This is a genomic window from Streptomyces sp. SudanB25_2051 (genome assembly GCF_964272635.1).
In the GTDB taxonomy this organism is placed as follows: domain Bacteria; phylum Actinomycetota; class Actinomycetes; order Streptomycetales; family Streptomycetaceae; genus Streptomyces.
Genome location: NZ_OZ186787.1, coordinates 2,096,676 through 2,113,241 on the forward strand (window position 1 = coordinate 2,096,676; position 16,566 = coordinate 2,113,241).

16 protein-coding genes are annotated in these 16,566 nt (G+C 65.4%); 5 read left to right on the forward strand and 11 right to left on the reverse strand.

All coding sequences use genetic code 11. The features are described 5' to 3' along the window. Positions 1-126 precede the first annotated feature (126 nt). The 11 genes from ACSUPT_RS09235 to ACSUPT_RS09285 form a co-directional block, all read right to left on the reverse strand. Positions 127-1,521 (reverse strand): tyrosine-type recombinase/integrase, encoded by a 1,395-nt coding sequence (locus ACSUPT_RS09235; protein WP_436944024.1) that lies wholly within the window; start codon positions 1,519-1,521, stop codon positions 127-129. Beyond that, positions 1,521-1,718 (reverse strand): helix-turn-helix transcriptional regulator, encoded by a 198-nt coding sequence (locus ACSUPT_RS09240; RefSeq protein WP_436944025.1) that lies wholly within the window; start codon positions 1,716-1,718, stop codon positions 1,521-1,523. The genes ACSUPT_RS09235 and ACSUPT_RS09240 overlap by 1 nt, the downstream gene beginning before the upstream one ends. Further along, entirely contained in the window at positions 1,715-3,121 is a 1,407-nt protein-coding gene (repSA, locus tag ACSUPT_RS09245) for a replication initiator protein RepSA (protein WP_436944026.1), read from the reverse strand. The genes ACSUPT_RS09240 and repSA overlap by 4 nt, the downstream gene beginning before the upstream one ends. A gap of 88 nt (positions 3,122-3,209) precedes the next feature. Then, positions 3,210-3,521 (reverse strand): SpdD-like protein, encoded by a 312-nt coding sequence (locus tag ACSUPT_RS09250; RefSeq protein ID WP_436944027.1) that lies wholly within the window; start codon positions 3,519-3,521, stop codon positions 3,210-3,212. A gap of 23 nt (positions 3,522-3,544) precedes the next feature. Further along, the gene (locus ACSUPT_RS09255) at positions 3,545-3,700 is read right to left on the reverse strand and encodes a hypothetical protein (protein ID WP_436944028.1); all 156 of its coding nucleotides are present in this window, start codon (positions 3,698-3,700) and stop codon (positions 3,545-3,547) included. Between the two features lie 8 nt (positions 3,701-3,708). Next, entirely contained in the window at positions 3,709-3,900 is a 192-nt protein-coding gene (locus tag ACSUPT_RS09260; protein ID WP_031130303.1) for a mobile element transfer protein, read from the reverse strand. A 21-nt stretch (positions 3,901-3,921) separates the two neighbouring features. Continuing rightward, the gene (locus ACSUPT_RS09265) at positions 3,922-4,623 is read right to left on the reverse strand and encodes a DUF2637 domain-containing protein (RefSeq protein WP_436944029.1); all 702 of its coding nucleotides are present in this window, start codon (positions 4,621-4,623) and stop codon (positions 3,922-3,924) included. After that, entirely contained in the window at positions 4,620-4,823 is a 204-nt protein-coding gene (locus ACSUPT_RS09270) for a hypothetical protein (RefSeq protein ID WP_436944030.1), read from the reverse strand. Before ACSUPT_RS09270 ends, ACSUPT_RS09265 begins: the two co-directional genes overlap by 4 nt. 81 nt (positions 4,824-4,904) lie before the next feature. Beyond that, positions 4,905-6,260: an FtsK/SpoIIIE domain-containing protein gene (locus ACSUPT_RS09275; protein WP_436944031.1), complete on the reverse strand. Its 1,356-nt coding sequence runs from the start codon at positions 6,258-6,260 to the stop codon at positions 4,905-4,907. Between the two features lie 3 nt (positions 6,261-6,263). Beyond that, entirely contained in the window at positions 6,264-6,620 is a 357-nt protein-coding gene (locus tag ACSUPT_RS09280; RefSeq protein WP_436944032.1) for an SCO3933 family regulatory protein, read from the reverse strand. A gap of 139 nt (positions 6,621-6,759) precedes the next feature. Next, positions 6,760-7,539 carry a GntR family transcriptional regulator gene (locus tag ACSUPT_RS09285; protein ID WP_031130309.1) on the reverse strand — a complete coding sequence of 260 codons (780 nt, stop codon included), beginning with the start codon at positions 7,537-7,539 and terminating at the stop codon, positions 6,760-6,762. An 18-nt stretch (positions 7,540-7,557) separates the two neighbouring features. Here ACSUPT_RS09285 and ACSUPT_RS09290 point away from each other — a divergent pair, with 18 nt between their 5' ends. The 5 genes from ACSUPT_RS09290 (at position 7,558) to ACSUPT_RS09310 (ending at position 16,342) form a co-directional block, all read left to right on the forward strand. Then, positions 7,558-8,022 carry an NUDIX hydrolase gene (locus ACSUPT_RS09290; RefSeq protein ID WP_031130310.1) on the forward strand — a complete coding sequence of 155 codons (465 nt, stop codon included), beginning with the start codon at positions 7,558-7,560 and terminating at the stop codon, positions 8,020-8,022. A 588-nt stretch (positions 8,023-8,610) separates the two neighbouring features. Further along, positions 8,611-11,055, forward strand: coding sequence for an N-6 DNA methylase (locus tag ACSUPT_RS09295; RefSeq protein ID WP_436944033.1), 2,445 nt, complete (start codon positions 8,611-8,613; stop codon positions 11,053-11,055). Next, positions 11,048-12,277: a restriction endonuclease subunit S gene (locus tag ACSUPT_RS09300; RefSeq protein WP_436944034.1), complete on the forward strand. Its 1,230-nt coding sequence runs from the start codon at positions 11,048-11,050 to the stop codon at positions 12,275-12,277. The genes ACSUPT_RS09295 and ACSUPT_RS09300 overlap by 8 nt, the downstream gene beginning before the upstream one ends. 107 nt (positions 12,278-12,384) lie before the next feature. Then, positions 12,385-15,615 (forward strand): type I restriction endonuclease subunit R, encoded by a 3,231-nt coding sequence (locus ACSUPT_RS09305; RefSeq protein ID WP_436944035.1) that lies wholly within the window; start codon positions 12,385-12,387, stop codon positions 15,613-15,615. A 7-nt stretch (positions 15,616-15,622) separates the two neighbouring features. Next, positions 15,623-16,342, forward strand: coding sequence for a M48 family metallopeptidase (locus ACSUPT_RS09310; protein WP_436944036.1), 720 nt, complete (start codon positions 15,623-15,625; stop codon positions 16,340-16,342). Positions 16,343-16,566: the final 224 nt, after the last annotated feature.

The following is a 16,566-nucleotide window of genomic DNA, read 5'->3' on the forward strand; positions in this document are numbered from 1 at the left end:
CAAGCGACGCGACGAAGCCCCGGACGCCCTCTCGATGATCAAGGGCGGGTCCGGTGCCGTCCGGCTGTCACCGGGTTTTCGCGGGTGGCCGTGTCGAATACGTGTCGAAGTTTTCGCGTCGCGGGGTCAGCCGGCGCGGGGCGCCTCCGGCAGGTCGCCCGCGGCTTCGAGGCGCCGCTTCAGGTCCGGAAGCTGCCCGTCGACGCACCGGGCGTACGTCGCGAGGAGCACGGCCACACTGTTCCCGGCCCACTCCGCCACCTGGGCTGGCGGGACGCCGTCGTTGAGCCACTTGGTCAGGCGCGTGTGCCGGTTGTCGTACACGCGTCGCCCGGTCGGCGAGGCGAAGACGTGGGGCGGCAGCACGGCCTCGCGCGCGCCGCGCCATGCCCGGCGGATGACCGACCCGGCGAGGATGCCGCCCGACTCACCCTGGAACAGCAGATCCCCCGGCTGCAGCCGCTCGTCCCTGATGTGCTGCCGCAGAATGCGGGTGAGGGCCGGATGCCCCGGCACAGTGCGCGTCTCCCCCTCCGCACGGCCCTTCAGGTCGCGCCGCTCATGGGTCTCCCCCGAGTCCGTCCACTGCTTGCCAACCTCCGGGGTCGCCGTGTGGATCAGCAGTTCGCACCACTGGTCCCCGGCGCCGGGGTCAGGCAGCGTGACGTCCTCCACCCGCATCGCCACGGCTTCCTCGGGTCGCAGACCGCAGTAGTACAGCGCGGCGAAGAAAGCGTGCAGCCGCCTGCCACCGCGCGGCCGGTTCCGTATCCAGTCGAGGATCGCCGCCGCCTGCTCGGGGTTGAGCAGGGACCGCTTGTCCACAGTGTTCGTGGTCCTCGTGGCGGTCGTCGACTCCTTGCCCTTGGGAAGGGGGTTGGCCCGCAGGACGCCCCGCCGAACGGCGTACTTCATGACGACGTTGAGTACCCGGCGGTTGCGCTTCCTGGACCAGGCCGCCGCCTGCGTGCCGTCAAGGCGGGTATCGATGGCACGCAGGACCTGGTCCACCCTCTCCGGCTCCTCCCAGGCCGAGACGGGCAGGGAGTTCCGCTCGACCCACCTGAGGACGGCCACCACGTCCTGCGGCGCGTCCGGGCGCCGGCTGGTGTTGAACGCCCACTCCCGCAGGGCGGTGCGCACGGCCGCGGGCGTGAACTGCACGGGTTTGGCCCGCAGCAGGGCGACGGTCGTCGCGGTCAGGGTCTTGGCGACGCTCTTGCGGCTGTTGCCGCCGAGCTGGTGCCAGCGGGCGTCCACGTATTCGACGGCGAAGCTGTACCAGCTCATGGCAGCCGACTTGGAGCGGTGGGACACCGGAAGGCCGGTGGCGATGACGAACGCCTCACCCTTGCCTGTGGCCCGGATGAGCTCGGAGCGGAAGCCTTCGGCGAGGGCGGCCGTGTCGAAGGGCTCACGCCAGCGCTTACCCGCGACCACCCAGCGCACGGTGTACGTGGTCTTCCGGGCGCCCTTGTACGGGAGGATCTTGTAGACCTTGACGTCGTACGTCGTCTCCATCAGACGACGTCCTCACGATCGTCGAGCCAGTGTTCGAGGTCGCTCCGCCGGATCCGGAGGTCCCCGTTCGGGAGCTTGATGCAGCGCGGCGCACGGCGCTTGGCCCGCCAGTCGTAGAAGGTCGAGCGCGAGATGGCCAGTTCCTCGCAGACCTCCGCGAGGGTGAGCATTCCGCGTGAGCGGACAGCCGTCGTCATGCCCTGCTCCCCTCGTCCAGGAGGGCCTCGCGGGCGGTCTCGCGGTTGGTCCGGAGGCCGCGGGCGATGGTGGCGGCGAGGGCGGCTTCACCCGGTGTGTGGCCGTGGCCGGCGTACTGCCAGTCGGCCAGGACCAGGACGGTGTCCGGCTCGCGGTCGTCGAGACCGAGGGCGGAGGCTTCCTGTGCGGCGCGGTGTTCGGCGCGTGCCTGGCGGAGGGCGCCGAGGGTGGTGGAGTAGGCGCGCGACTTGGACGAGAAGTGGCCGCGGAATCCGAGCATGTGCGCCCAGGCCCAGAGACGCCGGTCCGGGTAGAGGCGGTCCAGGTCGCGGCACGCCGTGATCAGGCGCCGGGTGTGGTCGGGGACCCGGTGCCGGTCGAGCTCGGCGAGTTCCCCGATGCGGCGATCCAAGGTGCCGGTGTTCTCGGCGGCCTTGGTGGCGTACTTGGCGACGTACGAGGCGACGGCCTGTTCCGTGATGTCGGAGCCGTCGCCGAAGGCCTTGACCGGCCGGACGTCGAGTTGGCGCCCCCAGCGGAAGGTCCGCTGCGGCTGGTCGCCGGCGGCCGGAACGGAGACCGACGTGTACGCATGCGCGGCGGCTGCGCGTAGCGCGTCCGTGAGGAGGCCGACCGTGGCCCAGGCGGGCGGTGGCGTAGCGGGCCCCGCCGGTCCGTCGAGGCGTACGACGGCGTGGAAGTGCAGGGCCCCGCGCTTCTGGAACTCGGCGACCTTGCCGTACGAGACCCGGAGGTGTGCGGCGAGTTCCCGGCGGGTCAGGCCGGCACGGGCGGCGAGTTCGCGGCGGAGCCGTGTGGTGAAGCGCTGCCAGAGCTGCCCGGCGTGGTTGTTGCACAGGACGGCGCCCGCGTAGTCGTACGTCTCCGGGTCGAGGGCGGTGCCCAGCTCCGGGGCGCCGGGCACGTGCAGGACGCCGCAGCGGCAGGCGCCGTGGTCCGGTCGGTTGTGGACCGGGCCGAACGACGGGGCCGTGAGGGTCGCGAAGACGCGCGGGTGGTCCCGGACGGTGGCGGGGATGTCGCGGCGGTCGTCTCCGGCCAGACCGGCGCGGATCAGGTGGTAGGTGTCGCCCGCGTAGGTCCAGGCGCAGGACGGGCAGCGGGACGCTCGGCGGTTCCCGCAGGCGAGGCGGAGGCGTCCGCCCGGCTCGTCCGCGGTGGAGTAGTGGTGCAGGGTCTCGCCGCTGGTCTTGTCCTTGTGGAGGACCCAGCCGGTGAGGTGGATCGGGTCGGAGCATCCGCCGGTGCGGCGGACCTGGTCCTCCCAGCGGGCGTAGTCGGAGGCGGAGGCTACCCGGAGCACGTCTCCGAGGGTGATCGGGTCAAGCAGTGCCTGTGGCGCGGGCGCACTCGGTGTCGCGGATGAGGCGCGGTGGTCCATGCTGGATGTTCCTTCCGGTTGCGAGATCGGACAGGGACGGCGCCCGGGCGGCGGATGCTTGGCGGTATCGAGGCCGCCCGGGGGCCGGTCAACGTCGGTGCTGCGAGATCAGCGAGCGCAGGACGACGGCGCAAACAGCGACCGAGGCGGCGGTGACGGCGACGGCCAGGAGCATGGAGACCAGGACGGCGCCGACGACCAGGACGACGGCGGTGCCGCCGCCGACCAGGGCGAGCACGGTGCCGGGGGTGAGCTGAGCCGCCGGTCGGGGCGAGGACGGGTCCAGGGCAGCAGGGGCGGACGGGGACTGGACGCCGGGGGTGATGGTGGTCGGCTGGATGACCGCGGTCGGGGCCGTGCCGGTGGGGTGGGGCATGGTCGGGAGCTTGGGCCGGAGCATGAGCGGATCTCCTTTCGCGGGGGTTACTTCACGGCGGTGTCGATGACCGGGGCGAGGAGGCTGTCGGCGAGGAGGTAGCCGCCCAGCATGAGCACGGCGACGAGCCACCAGGGCGGGCGGACGAGCTTGACGCCGAGGACTCCGACGCACAGCAGGGCGAACCAGAGCGGAACGTCCACGGGGCCTCCTAGCGGACCTTGCAGCGGTGGGTGCGGGCGGCGAGCTGGGCGGCGGACCGGCTGGAGTAGTCGGCGGACCATCCGCAGCCGTCGGAGCCGCACACGGCGGCGTGCTTGGTCTGGCCGTTGCGGTCGCGGTGGGTGCCGATCTGCACGGGGCCGATCCGCATCAGCGAGTGGAAGAAGTCACGGGCGGGCATGTCGGTCGGTCTCCTTTCGTGTCAGGCGAGTCGGGCGGCGATGGCGTCGGCCAGCTGGGGCGGGACGCCGAGGCGGGCGCGCAGGGTCTCGACGTCGATGGGGGCGCCGGTCCTTTCCTCGTGGTCGGCGGCGACCTTGCGCGCGTGGTCGACCAGCGCGGCCGGCACCGGCACCGCCGAGGCAGCCGGGGGCGGCGCGGTGGCGGGCAGGAGGGGCAGTTCCTCGGGGCAGAGGGCCGCGGCGGACTCGGTTGCCGGGTCCGGCTCGGCGGTGGCGGGTTGGTCGGTGGCCGGGTCGAAGTCCCCTACGGGCGCGGGCGCCGGGTCCGGGGTGGATGGTGTCGGCGGAGCCGAGGGTCGGTCCGCGGTTGCGTGGGCGAGGAGGGTGCCGCCCATGAAGGCCAGGGCGGGCCAGGCCGCGACGAGGATGCGCAGCCAGGCCGGGACGTTCCCCAGGTCGAGGAGCCCGGCGGTGGCGACATTGGCGCCGAGGGAGGCGACCAGGGCGATGAGGAACCAGCACCAGGCCAACCGGGACGGCCCGTCGGTACGCAGCCGGCGCCAGGCGGCGACCAGGAGCAGGTCCACCGAGACGGGGTACGCCCAGGCCTTCCAGCCGTCCTGTCCGGCAGCGGCGGCGAGGTCGTGCAGGTGGGCGAAGGACAACGCTCCGGCGATGACGGCCTGGACGAGCACGGCGTCCACGCGGAAGCGGGTCGTCACGGCTGCCCGCCGGGGTGCTGGGGGCCGTCGTGGGGGTCGCAGCGGGACGGGAAGGCGTCGGGCGGCGGCTCGGGCAGGGAGACGGCCAGGGCGGGGCCGACGGCGTCGACGAAGTCAGGGTCGGCGCCGAAGGTGTGGGCGTACAGGGCCAGGGCGCTGAGTAGCTGAACCGTGCGCTGGAAGTCCTCACGGGCGTCCACGGGTTCACCTCCGGTTTCCGGCATGGGAGGGGTAGGGACCTGGCGCGAAACGGTCGCGCCGACCGGGGCGGTGGGCGTGGGTCAGGCGGTGGCGGGTGCCGTCTTGGACAGCGGTACCCGTGCCGACGGCAGCGCGGCGACCGCGGGCCGGAATGGCGCGAGGGCGGGCACGTCGGGAGTGCGGTCGGCGTACTTGTTGCAGAGGTTCACGGCCTGACGCAGAGAGGTGTGCGGGGCGCGGATGCGGTGCCAGCCGCCGGAGGAGTCCCCGGAGATGGCGAGCCCGCGGGTCTCAGCGGGGATCTGGATGGCGGCCAGGACAGCGTCCGGGGCGATGTCGCCGAAGGCCATGTTCGCGCTGGTCTCGTCGTTGACGCGGTGGGCGGTGCGGCCGGTGAGCTGGGCGCGGAGCATGGTGATGCCCTTGCCGAGTTCGGAGCCGAAGCGCTGCCCGCAGATCTCCAGGTAGATGCCGGCGGCACGGCCGAGCTGGGCGAGGCGGACCAGGGCCGTGATGATGCGGTCCCGGCGCTTCTCTTCCTCCTTGGAGGCGTACAGGGCGAGTTCGGCGACCTCGTCGACCAGGACCACCACCGGCACCGGGCGGCGGTCTTCGGGCAGGTCCCAGATGTCGGCGGCGATCTCCGCATCCGGCACCGCGACACTGATCCGCTGCTCAGCACGGATGAGCTGGTACACCTCCTGCATGTGCGTGACGAGCGCTTCCAGCAGCTCCAGGGCGGTGTCCGGGTTGTCGGCGAGCGCGGAGAACCGGCGTGCCAGCGGGAACAGCTCCACGCCTTGCTTGCAGTCGATGCCGACCAGGGCGACATGTTGCGGGGCGAGGCCGGCGACGAGGTTGCGCTGGTAGACGGACTTGCCGGACTCGGTCGCCCCCAGGGTCAGGCCGTGCGGAACGGCTCGGTAGTCGCGGTAGTGGACAGAGCCGTCCGCCCGGAGGGCGACCGGGACGCACATCGGGCTGGTGTCGAGCCGGGCGGGCATCTGCACCCGCTTGAGCACGTCGTAGCCGGTCATCCGCACTTCGACCACGCCGGAGCGCAGCTCGCGGGAGGTCACGCCGTACATGCCGAACGAGTGGCGCAGCCGGTCCGAGGCGGCGGCGACGTCGAAGGCATCCTGCCCCGGACGGAGCTTGAGCCGGAGGACCAGCCCTGTGCGGGTGGGACGCAGCCGCAGGATGCGCGGCGGGCGGGAGTCCGGCGCCATCCGGTTCGTCATCCGTGCGAGGGCCAGGCGCCAGCGTGGCGGCGGAACCGTCAGGCCGCAGGCGTCCATGACCGAGGCGTAGTGGAAGAGGACCCGCAGGACGGCGAGGGTGACCCCGAAGGTCAGCCAGTACCAGGCGGGGCGCCGCCACCGCAGGAGACCCGCGGTAGCGACGACCACCAGCAGTAACACCGTCGGCCACGTCACGGCTCAGGCCGCCTTCGAGGCCGCGCCCGCGGCGGCCAGGGAGGTCACCGCGACCGCGCGGAAGGCGATCCCGTGCCGCTTCTGGCCGTTGAACTCGTTCTCCCACGGCCGCGCGACGAGCCCCGTGAGCGCGACCGGGGTTCCTATGGCCAGCTCCTCGGAGACGCCGGTCTCGGGGACGGTGAGGGAAAGAATCTCCACCTCGTTGTTCGCCGCGAACATCACGTCCACGGTCATCAGCTTCGCGCCGGTCTCGGCGTCCAAGGCGATCTCGCCGGTCCGGCGGTCCTTCACCTTGGGCTGCGGGGCCTTGGCCACCATCACGACGGCGCTGGAGGTGTCGACGGGGATCTGACGCATGACAGAGCACTCCTCTACAGGTGCGGATCTCCGCCACTCGTGTACATGAGTGACATGAAGAAGAGTGCAGTACTCCTGTACATGAGTCAACCCGCCGCGACCCGGAAGTCTCGGCGGGTTGTGATGAGTTGATGTGGTGTCAGTCGGCGGCAGGAATGCGGTACTCGAAAACGAACTGGTCAGCCGCCATGAGCGTGTCGCAGACCTCGACCACACGCCCTTCGGTCGTACGAGCCTCACGGACCAGATGGACCACCGCGGAACCGGGGCTGAGCGCCAGCTCGGACGCCTCCGCCTTGGAGGCCGGCCGCGCCTGAAGCGTCTCGACGAACTCGGCGAACTCATGCCCGTGGTCTTCGAGCCGGGCGTAGATGCCACCGCCGCCAGGGTTCTCGGCGAACAGCTCCGGGATCTCTTTCACCACATCCCACGGGAGGTAGGAGGTGGCCGTCTCCACCGGAGTGCCGTTGCGGAAGTAGAGGCGACGCCGGGCGAGCACCTGCGCGCCGACATCGACACCCAGGCGTCGGGCGGCGTCTTCGGGCGCCTCCATGGGCCCGATGAACAGGACACTGACCTTGGCGGTGGCGCCGGACTGCGCCGATTCGGCGAGGTAGGCGGCCTTGCCGCCCCGCCGGTGCGAGCGGCGGAAGCGGTCGGAGGAGCGGTGCCGCACCGGCGGCCGGTCCTTCACGATCGAGCCCTTGCCGTGCCGGGTCTCCACCAGCCCGCTCGCGCGCACCTCGGCCATTGCCTTGCGGATCGTGCCGCCCGAGACCCCGTAGCGGTCGACCAGCTCGGACTCACTCGGCACCATGTCGCCGGGCTTGAGGACCCCGGCCCGGATCTGCTGCACGATCTCGTCGGCGATCTGCACGTACCGAGGTACGGCCCTCTCACCTCCTACTGCGGTTCCCATCGTCCTTCTCAGCCTCCTATGCTCCTGTACATGAGTGAATCACAGGGAGCCACGCCCGCACCGTTGCACTCGGTGTCCGTAGCCGGGGTGGTCGTGCGTGAGGACGGGCGGCTCCTGGCAATTCGCCGCGCCGACAACGGCACCTGGGAGCTCCCGGGCGGAGTGCTCGAACTCGACGAGACCCCCGAGGCCGGCGTAGCCCGCGAGGTCTTGGAGGAGACGGGCATCTACGTCGAGGTGGACGAGTTGACCGGCGTCTACAAGAACACGACGCGAGGCATCGTGGCCCTGGTCTTCCGCTGCAAGCCCTCCGGCGGCACCGAGCGCACGTCGAGCGAGTCGACGGCCGTCGACTGGCTCACCCCTGAGGAGGTCAGCGAGCGCATGGCCGAGGTTTACGCCATCAGGCTCCTGGACGCCCTGGACGGCAACGGCCCCCACGTACGAAGCCACGACGGGAAGCGGCTCATCACCGCGGGATAAGACTTTCTCTACTTCATCAAGGCGGCTCGCTCCGCTCACCGCGCGCGGCCCGGCCCCCGGCCAGGCCTGCGCTCCTGTCTCCGCCCCGCTCCAGCCCGGCCGGCGCCCGTGCCGCGCGCACAGCGATCAGCCACCTGATGCCAGAGAAGGGGTACGTCGTGGCTGGGGCGGTCGGCTCCACGGCTTTAGCCACCTCCCCGGTCCGGGTCCCGCGTCGAGCAAGACCAGGGGGCCACTCGTGCACATTGCGGGCAGGTCCAAAGCCTGCCCGAGTTGCCAACCAGCGTACGGCCCCCTGATCATGCTCGACCCCAGACCGGGCAGGCCACCGGCCAAACCCGCTACGCCGCCCTTTTCACGTAGGCACGCTGAAGGTTGCCTCGACCTGAGCCCGTCGACTTACACCACAGTGGCCGGGTCCAACAGCATGGACAAGCGTCAACAAAGGGGTGCAAAACCACCGGCTGCCAGCACCACGGGGGGATCGCAGTCACCACGTCAGATACCCATTACTCCTGCACACCGTGCGCCCGACCTGCGACACTGTTCACGGTCAGCAAAAGATCACCCAAGGGAGAGGCCACCAGAGTGGCGAAGCTTACGTTGCCGCAGCTAGAACGGCATCTCTTCGGGGCTGCGGACATCCTCCGCGGCAAGATGGACGCCTCAGAGTTCAAGGAGTACATCTTCGGGATGCTCTTCCTGAAGCGCGCCTCCGACCAGTTCGATGTGGTCCGCGAGCAGCTGATCAAGAGGTGGACAGGAGAGGGGAAGTCCCGTCAAGAGGCCGAGCAGATGGCGAATGCCTCTAACTTCTACCGCGGCGAGAGCTTCTACGTTCCCGAGAAGGCTCGCTGGCAGTACATTAAGGACAACTCCCGTCAAAAGGGTACAGGTAGCCTACTCAACAAGGCGCTACACGAACTAGAGCTGGCCAACTCTGCCGCGCTTGAAGGTGTCCTCGAGCATATCGACTTCACGCGGAAGGTCGGGCAGTCGACAATCCCCGACAAACGTCTCCAGCAGCTCATCGACCACTTCGACCGCTATCGACTCCGCAACGACGACTTCGAGTTCCCCGACCTGTTGGGTGCAGCATACGAGTACCTCATTGGCGAGTTCGCAGACTCTGCGGGCAAGAAGGGCGGTGAATTTTACACACCACGTGGCGTTGTCCGTATGATGGTCCGCCTTGTCAAGCCAGAACCTGGGATGCGTGTCTATGACCCTTGCTCAGGCTCGGGCGGCATGCTAATTCACGCTAAGGAGTACATCGAGGAGCGCGGGCTTGATCACCGTGACCTGACTCTGGCCGGCCAGGAGTACAACGGCGGCACCTGGGCCGTCTCGAAGATGAACATGATCCTGCATGGCGTACTCAACGCAAGCTTGGAGAACGACGACACCCTCGCCAATCCGCTACACAAGGAAAATGGCGAGTTGATGCGCTTCCACCGGGTTTTGACCAATCCGCCGTTCTCGCAGAACTACTCCCTCGCTGGCATGGAGCATATTGAGCGATTCACATACGGACTCGCTCCAGAGACCGGTAAAAAGGCGGACCTAATGTTCGCTCAGCACGTGCTCGCCGTACTCACACCCGACGGGGTTGGCGCTACCGTCATGCCTCACGGCGTGCTGTTCCGTGGCGGCAAAGAAAAGGAAATCCGCGAAGGCATTATCAAGGACGACCGGCTGGAAGCGGTAATCGGCCTAGCGCCGAATCTCTTCTACGGAACTGGCATCCCCGCCTGTATCCTCATCTTGCGAGGCACGGAGCCTCGGCCCAAGGAGCGACGCGGCAAGGTGCTGTTTATCAACGCCGACCGCGAGTTTACCGCCGGCCGCGCGCAGAACTACCTCAGCCCACAGCACGCTGAAAAGATTATCTCTGCCTACCGGGATTACCGCGACATCGCTGATTTCTCCCGCGTCGTGGACGTTGCCGAGTTGCGGGAAAACGACTTCAATCTCAATATTCGGCGCTACGTCGACAACACTCCGCCTCCCGAACCCCAGGACGTCCGCGCCCACCTCCATGGGGGCGTTCCCAAAGCCGAGGTGGACGCTAAAGCCAGCCTTTTCCAGGCATTCGGTATCGACCCCGCTACCCTGTTCGCGGAGCAGGACGCTAATTACTACGCCTTCCTCTCAGAAGGTTGGCAGCAAACGGCGAAACGTCTTCCTGCTTTCGCCGAGCCCGCCGAGACGCGACTACGCGACGCGTTTGCCTACTGGTGGGAGCGGCACAGTAAGCGCCTAGTCGAGTTGCCCGCCTCTCGAACAGTGATGGAAATCCGGGCCGACCTGTTGGCATCGTTTGTGAACGAGCTGCGCCCACTAGGCATGTTGGACCAATTCGAGCTGGCCGGCGTGGTCGCGGCATGGTGGGACGAGACGCAGTACGACATTAAGACCCTCGCCACACGCGGATTCGAGGGCGTGGTCGAGGGCTGGATCACCACAGTCGAGTCGGCATTCATGCTAGATGAAGAAGAAGCCGAATACTGGGACAAGCAGAAGATCGCTGCCGAGAAGCGTAAAGCGCGCAACCACCGTGTCGTCCCGGCACTCATCCCCGACTATGTGGCCGAGCTAGAGAAGGCCGAGGCGCGATACGCCGAACTGAACGCCGAATACAAAGCGGTCACGACCAAACCGAGCGAAGACGAAGAGGAAGACGCCGAAGCATCGGAAGCTCAGATGTCGGCCGACGAGCTTAAGAAGCTCAAGTCTGACGTTACAGCCGCTCGCAAAAAGGTCAGTGGGTTGGAAGGCGACTTCATGCCCCGGCTACGCATGGCAGCCCTGAGCCTGGACAGCAAGCAGAGTCGCGACCTGGTGCTCGCAGTCCTTCGGACCCAACTTACAACCCGCCTCGACTCCCGCATCGCCGCTGCCCGCCGCCTCTTGGAATCCGCATTCCACACCTGGGCCGACAAGTACGCCGTCACATTGCGTCAGCTAGAAGCCCAGCGTGAAGCAGCCGCGAAGCAGATTGCGTCCCGTCTGAAGGAGCTTGGGTATGAATAATCTACCTGGAGGCTGGCGGCAGTTCTCGCTGCGAGAAATCACAGTCGAACGAAATAACAGGGTCGGCGCCCTCCGCCAGATTCCAGTTCTCTCCTCGACCAAGTATCACGGCCTGGTTCCCTCGGATGAGTACTTTAAAGGCCGTAAAATCTACAGCGAAGACATCTCAGACTACAAGGTAGTACACGCCAACTGGTTCGCTTATGCGACCAATCATCTAGCCGAGGGATCAATCGGCCTTCAGGCGAGTTTCGATGTGGCGTGCGTGAGCCCCATCTACACTGTTTTCTCGTGCACAGAGGAAGTTCTTCCCCAATATCTTTTCCGCGTGCTGAAGTCACCCGAGCTGGTATCGGCATACGGCGTACACGAGCAGGCCTCCGTCGACAGGCGCGGAGCAGTTCGGTACAGAGATTTCGGACGAATCAAGGTTAACCTCCCGCTCCGCGAGGAGCAGGAGCGAATCATAGAGATCCTCGATGCCCTTGATTTCCGGATCCATCAAGCCAAGAAGGCTACTGATAAGAGCAGGACACTTTCTACATCCCTTGCCGCGAGCTTGATTCCAGTACAACCAAATGCCTCACTCCCTAGCACAGATTGGGAGCTCATTCCACTAGCCGAAGTGGTACCTTCTGCCGAATATGGCATTTCGACTTCGCTTAGTATCGAAGAAGGAGGGGTACCTACCCTGCGAATGAACAATCTAGCAAGCGGACGCATCAAACTACACGAAGTAAAATACGCGAACGAACCAGTCCCAAGACATCTACACCTTCGTGATCGAGATGTCCTATTCAATCGGACCAACAGTTTCGACCAAGTAGGGCGGACGTCTATCTGGCGGAATGAGTTGCCTGAAGCTACTTTCGCGTCTTACCTAGTCCGCCTCAACGTGAACAGAAAAAGGATCCTTCCTGAATACCTAGTACGCTGGCTAAATCATCCTGCCATTCAGCAGCGGATCCGCAGATTGGCGACACCAGGAGTTCACCAAGTGAACATCAACCCAACCAACCTTCGGCGAACATGCATTGAGTTGCCAACTGATATGGCACAGCAGCAAAAAATCGTAAATGCCCTGGAGGAGTGCGAAAATCTTTCGGACGGCCTGGACGCGGAGCTAAAAAAGTTGCTTCAGCTCAAACAGGGACTCACGGAGGATCTACTAGCAGGCCGCGTGAGGGTTTCGGATGCGGAATCCGTAGTGACACGCCTATAGGCTCTATCTGAGCCGAGTGAGCCGGAACTGCACCTAAATGAACACTTAAGACTGCCTGCCTGGGGGGCCTGGTAGTGATGGTCGGGGAAGATCGGGGTGGGAGCGCAGTGAGTGAGCTGGAGTACACGTTGGTTGAACGTCCTCTGGTCGAACAGCTCAAGGGGATGGGTTGGGACCATTTGGAGGGCGCTCCCGTCGAGGCGGTGCTCCCGCGGCACCCCGCAAGGTCAGGGCGGAACAGCTTCCACGAAGTGCTGCTTGAGAACAAGCTACGAACCGCGCTCAGTCGGATCAATCGGGACCAGCACGGTGCACAGTGGCTGGATGATGCCCGGATCAGCTCGGTGATCAATGCACTGTCCCGAATTTCTACGCATAGCCTGCTAGAGGCCAACCAGGAGGCCACCAAGCTGCTGATCGAAGGGGTCCCGGTGGAGGGGCTGCCCGACTGGGACGGCGGCAAGACTCAAGTGGTGCACTTCGTCGACTGGAAGAACCCGGCGAACAACGAGTTCACTGTGGTCAACCAGTTCCGCGTAGAAATCCTCGGCGGACACGAGCAAATCGTTCCAGACGTGGTGCTGTTCGTGAACGGCATCCCGCTGGTGGTAGTTGAGTGCAAAGAGCCTAGGACCAGCACCCTGGCTAAGGCGGTTGGACAGCTCCGCAAGTACGCCGAGCAGGTAGAGAGCGAGCGCCGTACAGGGAACCAAAAGCTCTTCCATACCGTGCAACTCACGGCCGTGACCAGCGGCGAAGACGCCAGGCTTGGGACATTCACCGCAGACTACGAACATTACGTACCGTGGCGCGATCCTTATCCCTTGACTCTGGACATGCTCGGCATGCGGCTGGGCAAGACGGCCGAGCAGCTCAGTCGACAGGAAATCCTCGTCGCCGGCGTGTTTGAACCAGCCGCACTGCTAGTAATTGTGCATGACTACGTCACGTTCATGGCCACCGATGAGGGAAGAACTGTCAAGGTTGCGCCGCGCTACCAGCAGTTCCGGGCCGTGGAGAAGACCATTCACCGCCTGCGGACGGGCAAGACCCGCAGGCAGGACGGAGTCGCAGATCGGCGAGGCGGAATTATCTGGCACACCCAGGGTTCAGGCAAAAGCCTTACCATGACGTTCCTTGTACGCAGGCTGCGCTCGTGCGACGACCTGGCCAACGCCAAGGTCGTCGTGGTGACCGACCGTACTCAGCTGCAGGACCAGCTAAGCGCGACCATGCATCTCAGCGGCGAGAAGGTGCACACCGCAAAGTCGGCAGCCCGCGCCAGGACCATTCTTGGCCGGCACGGGCCGGGCCTGGTGTTCGTAATGATCCAGAAGAACCAGGACGGTGCTGCCAATGGCGCGGCACTGACGGCGCGGACCGCCCTAGGTGAGGTCAATGCCGATGAGTCGATCGTAGTCCTGATCGACGAGGCACATCGTTCACACACTGCCTCCCTAGGCGCCAATCTGCGTGAGGCGCTGCCCAACGCGGCCAGAATCGGCTTCACCGGCACGCCGATCATGACTAGGAAAGGCCTACGGAAGACCAGCGTCGATCTGTTCGGCCCGTTCATCGACAAGTACCGGCTTAGGGAGGCTGAGGACGACGGAGTAATCGTCCCAATCTTGTACGAGGGGATCAAGGTCAAGGGCGCGGTTCAGGACGGCCAGGACCTGGACGACATCTTCGAGGATGAGTTCGAGGACCTCACCGACGAAGAACGCGAGCAGCTCCAGCGGCGTTGGGCAACCAAGGGGCAGGTCTCTGCCGCACAGCGGCTCATCGACGTCAAAGCGAAGCACATGCTGCGGCACTACGTGGACAAGGTGTTGGCCGAGGGCTTCAAGGCGCAGGTAGTAGCGCGCGATCGGGACGCCACCCTGCGCTACCGCGAGGCGCTAATCGCCGCCCGCGACGAGCTCGTAGCCGCGGCGGGGAAACTTTCTGGGGCTGTGCTTCGCAGGTCGGCCGAAGAGCTGCGCCCCACTCAGGCGCGGTTGGTGAGGGCGCACGCTCACCTAGACTTGCTCAAGCGGATGGACTTTGTCCCGGTAATCTCCAAGGGAGATGCTGAAGACGAGCACCGGTACGCCGAGTGGACGGACGAAAACAAGCAGAAAGCTCGAATTGAGGGCTTCGTCCGACCTTTTGGAGAGAACGACATCGGCTTCATTATCGTGAAGTCGATGCTTCTCACAGGGTTTGATGCGCCAATTGAACAGGTCATGTACCTTGACCGGAAGCTCGCCGAACACGATCTGCTCCAAGCGGTGGCCAGGGTCAACCGCACCGCCGACCGCAAAGAGTGCGGCTGGGTCGTCGACTACCGTGGCGTGGCGCAGAACTTGGTCGAAGCCCTGCGAATCTTTGCCTCCGAAGATTTCGAGGCCGACGATAGTGCCGACGTGGCAGAGGCCTTGCGAGACGTTCGCACCGAAATTAATAAACTAAACCCTCAATGCCAGCGGCTGCGGATTATATTCCGAGACCCTGAGGACATTGAGCGCTGCGTTCAGGAATTGGTCGATCCCGAAATGCGGGACCGGTTCAACGCTGAACTGACCCGGTTCGCCAAGACAGTCAACACTGTGCTGCCTGATCCTGCAGCAAAGCCGTATCTGCCAGATTTGAAGCGGTTCATGGTCATCAAAGTCACCGCAACGCGGCGCTACCGGGTCGATGACGGCCATTTCGACCCCGGAGCCTATGGAGCGAAGATCCGGGAACTGATTGATGAGCACATCACCTCGCTAGGCATAGAACAGCAGCTCCCACCCATCGCGTTGACAGCGTCGAATTTTGCGGAGCGGGTCGAAGCAATGACCGGCGGCTCTCGGGCGAAGGCCAATGAGATGGAGCACGCCATTCGGCACCACATTATTGTGCACCGCGGTGAGGACCCAGCACGCTACCAGCTGCTGAGCGAGCGTCTAGAGCAGATACTCATCGAACTCAAGGACGACTGGGATCAGCAGGCGCTGGCCCTGCGCAACCTACTTACCGAGATCACAGAGAAGCCGCAGGAGAACCCTCATGGCCTCAGTGAAGTTGAATCTAGGCTGTACGGCCTAATTTTGAGCGAGCTGGCCACCTCGGCTGAAGAGGCGCAGGATCGGCGTTACGTCAGCGCCGCACGTCAGGTCCACCAGGCGGCGACGCAGACCATCCACCGCCGCGACTTCTGGATGAAACGAGTAGACCAAGAGGATTTCCGGCTCGGCATCTTCAACCTGTTGTACCAGCATGAGCTAGGGGACTATCAACAGCTTGACCAGCTCGCCGGCAAGCTCCTGGATGTGATCAAGCACAACCGGCAGCGTATCCCTCGGCACTGAGCCTGGCATGCTGGTGACCGTGAACACTTTCCCAAGAGTGTTGCGTGTCGGCGATCTTGAGATCGCCGTGTCGGTCAGCGACCGTCGTACAACCGTGCGCCTCACCGTTGAGCGGGACGCCTCGGTTACAGCGGTCGCCCCGCCACAGATCTCGCGCAGCGAACTGATCAAAATGGTCGAGGCCAAGCGCTCCTGGCTGTACGGCAAGCTCGCCGAGCGCCGAGAGCTCGGCGAGAGTAGGCCTGCCAGGGAGTACGTGGATGGGGAGGGTTTCCCCTACCTCGGTCGGTCCTATCGGCTGCGGATCGTCGAACCGGGAAAAGAGGTACGGCTGATCCGTGGTCGGCTGGAGTTGGGGCAGGGCGACGGTGCCCGAGAGTTGGTTCGCTGGTATCGCCGTGTAGGCGAGACCTGGCTGGGCCGCCGTATCGAACCTTGGGCGTCCCGAATGGGCGCAAAAATGAGCGGCCTGCGAGTGCAGCCACTGGGCTATCGGTGGGGGTCTTGCTCGCGTGATGGCCGGGTCAACATTCACTGGGCCACCATGCAGCTGCCACCCACGCTGATCGACTACGTGCTCGTACATGAACTGGCCCACCTACAGCGAGGTAACCACAGCAAGGATTTCTGGCGGCTGGTCGAACGAGCTATGCCCGGTTATGAGGATCGTCGAGAACGCCTCCGCCGTCTCGGACCCGATCTCTGGTTGCCAGACGAAGGGCAATGAAGTGATGAGGCCTAGGTAGCAGTAGAAGCAAGGTTCATCGTGCAGTCAGTCACCAGAGGCCAGTCTTCGAGTCTGTGGCCCATTCGTGGACGAGGACTTGTCATACTCGCTTTCGTATGGCTCTGACCAGGACGGACGCCTAGGAATGAAGCGGCCTCCGGAGCCGTGTGCCCCTCCGCGCGTCGCGGAGGGGCTGGCCGGCAACAACGCGGCAGCGTGGCTGA

What these genes read in the sequence shown, in the direction of transcription:
- ACSUPT_RS09235 (WP_436944024.1), bottom strand. Translation starts at nt 1,521, where the DNA reads ATGGAGACGACGTACGACGTCAAGGTCTACAAGATCCTCCCGTACAAG.
- repSA (WP_436944026.1), bottom strand. Translation starts at nt 3,121, where the DNA reads ATGGACCACCGCGCCTCATCCGCGACACCGAGTGCGCCCGCGCCACAG.
- ACSUPT_RS09260 (WP_031130303.1), bottom strand. Translation starts at nt 3,900, where the DNA reads ATGCCCGCCCGTGACTTCTTCCACTCGCTGATGCGGATCGGCCCCGTG.
- ACSUPT_RS09300 (WP_436944034.1), top strand. Translation starts at nt 11,048, where the DNA reads ATGAATAATCTACCTGGAGGCTGGCGGCAGTTCTCGCTGCGAGAAATC.
- ACSUPT_RS09290 (WP_031130310.1), top strand. Translation starts at nt 7,558, where the DNA reads ATGCTCCTGTACATGAGTGAATCACAGGGAGCCACGCCCGCACCGTTG.
- ACSUPT_RS09240 (WP_436944025.1), bottom strand. Translation starts at nt 1,718, where the DNA reads ATGACGACGGCTGTCCGCTCACGCGGAATGCTCACCCTCGCGGAGGTC.
- ACSUPT_RS09310 (WP_436944036.1), top strand. Translation starts at nt 15,623, where the DNA reads ATGCTGGTGACCGTGAACACTTTCCCAAGAGTGTTGCGTGTCGGCGAT.
- ACSUPT_RS09280 (WP_436944032.1), bottom strand. Translation starts at nt 6,620, where the DNA reads ATGCGTCAGATCCCCGTCGACACCTCCAGCGCCGTCGTGATGGTGGCC.
- ACSUPT_RS09250 (WP_436944027.1), bottom strand. Translation starts at nt 3,521, where the DNA reads ATGCTCCGGCCCAAGCTCCCGACCATGCCCCACCCCACCGGCACGGCC.
- ACSUPT_RS09285 (WP_031130309.1), bottom strand. Translation starts at nt 7,539, where the DNA reads ATGGGAACCGCAGTAGGAGGTGAGAGGGCCGTACCTCGGTACGTGCAG.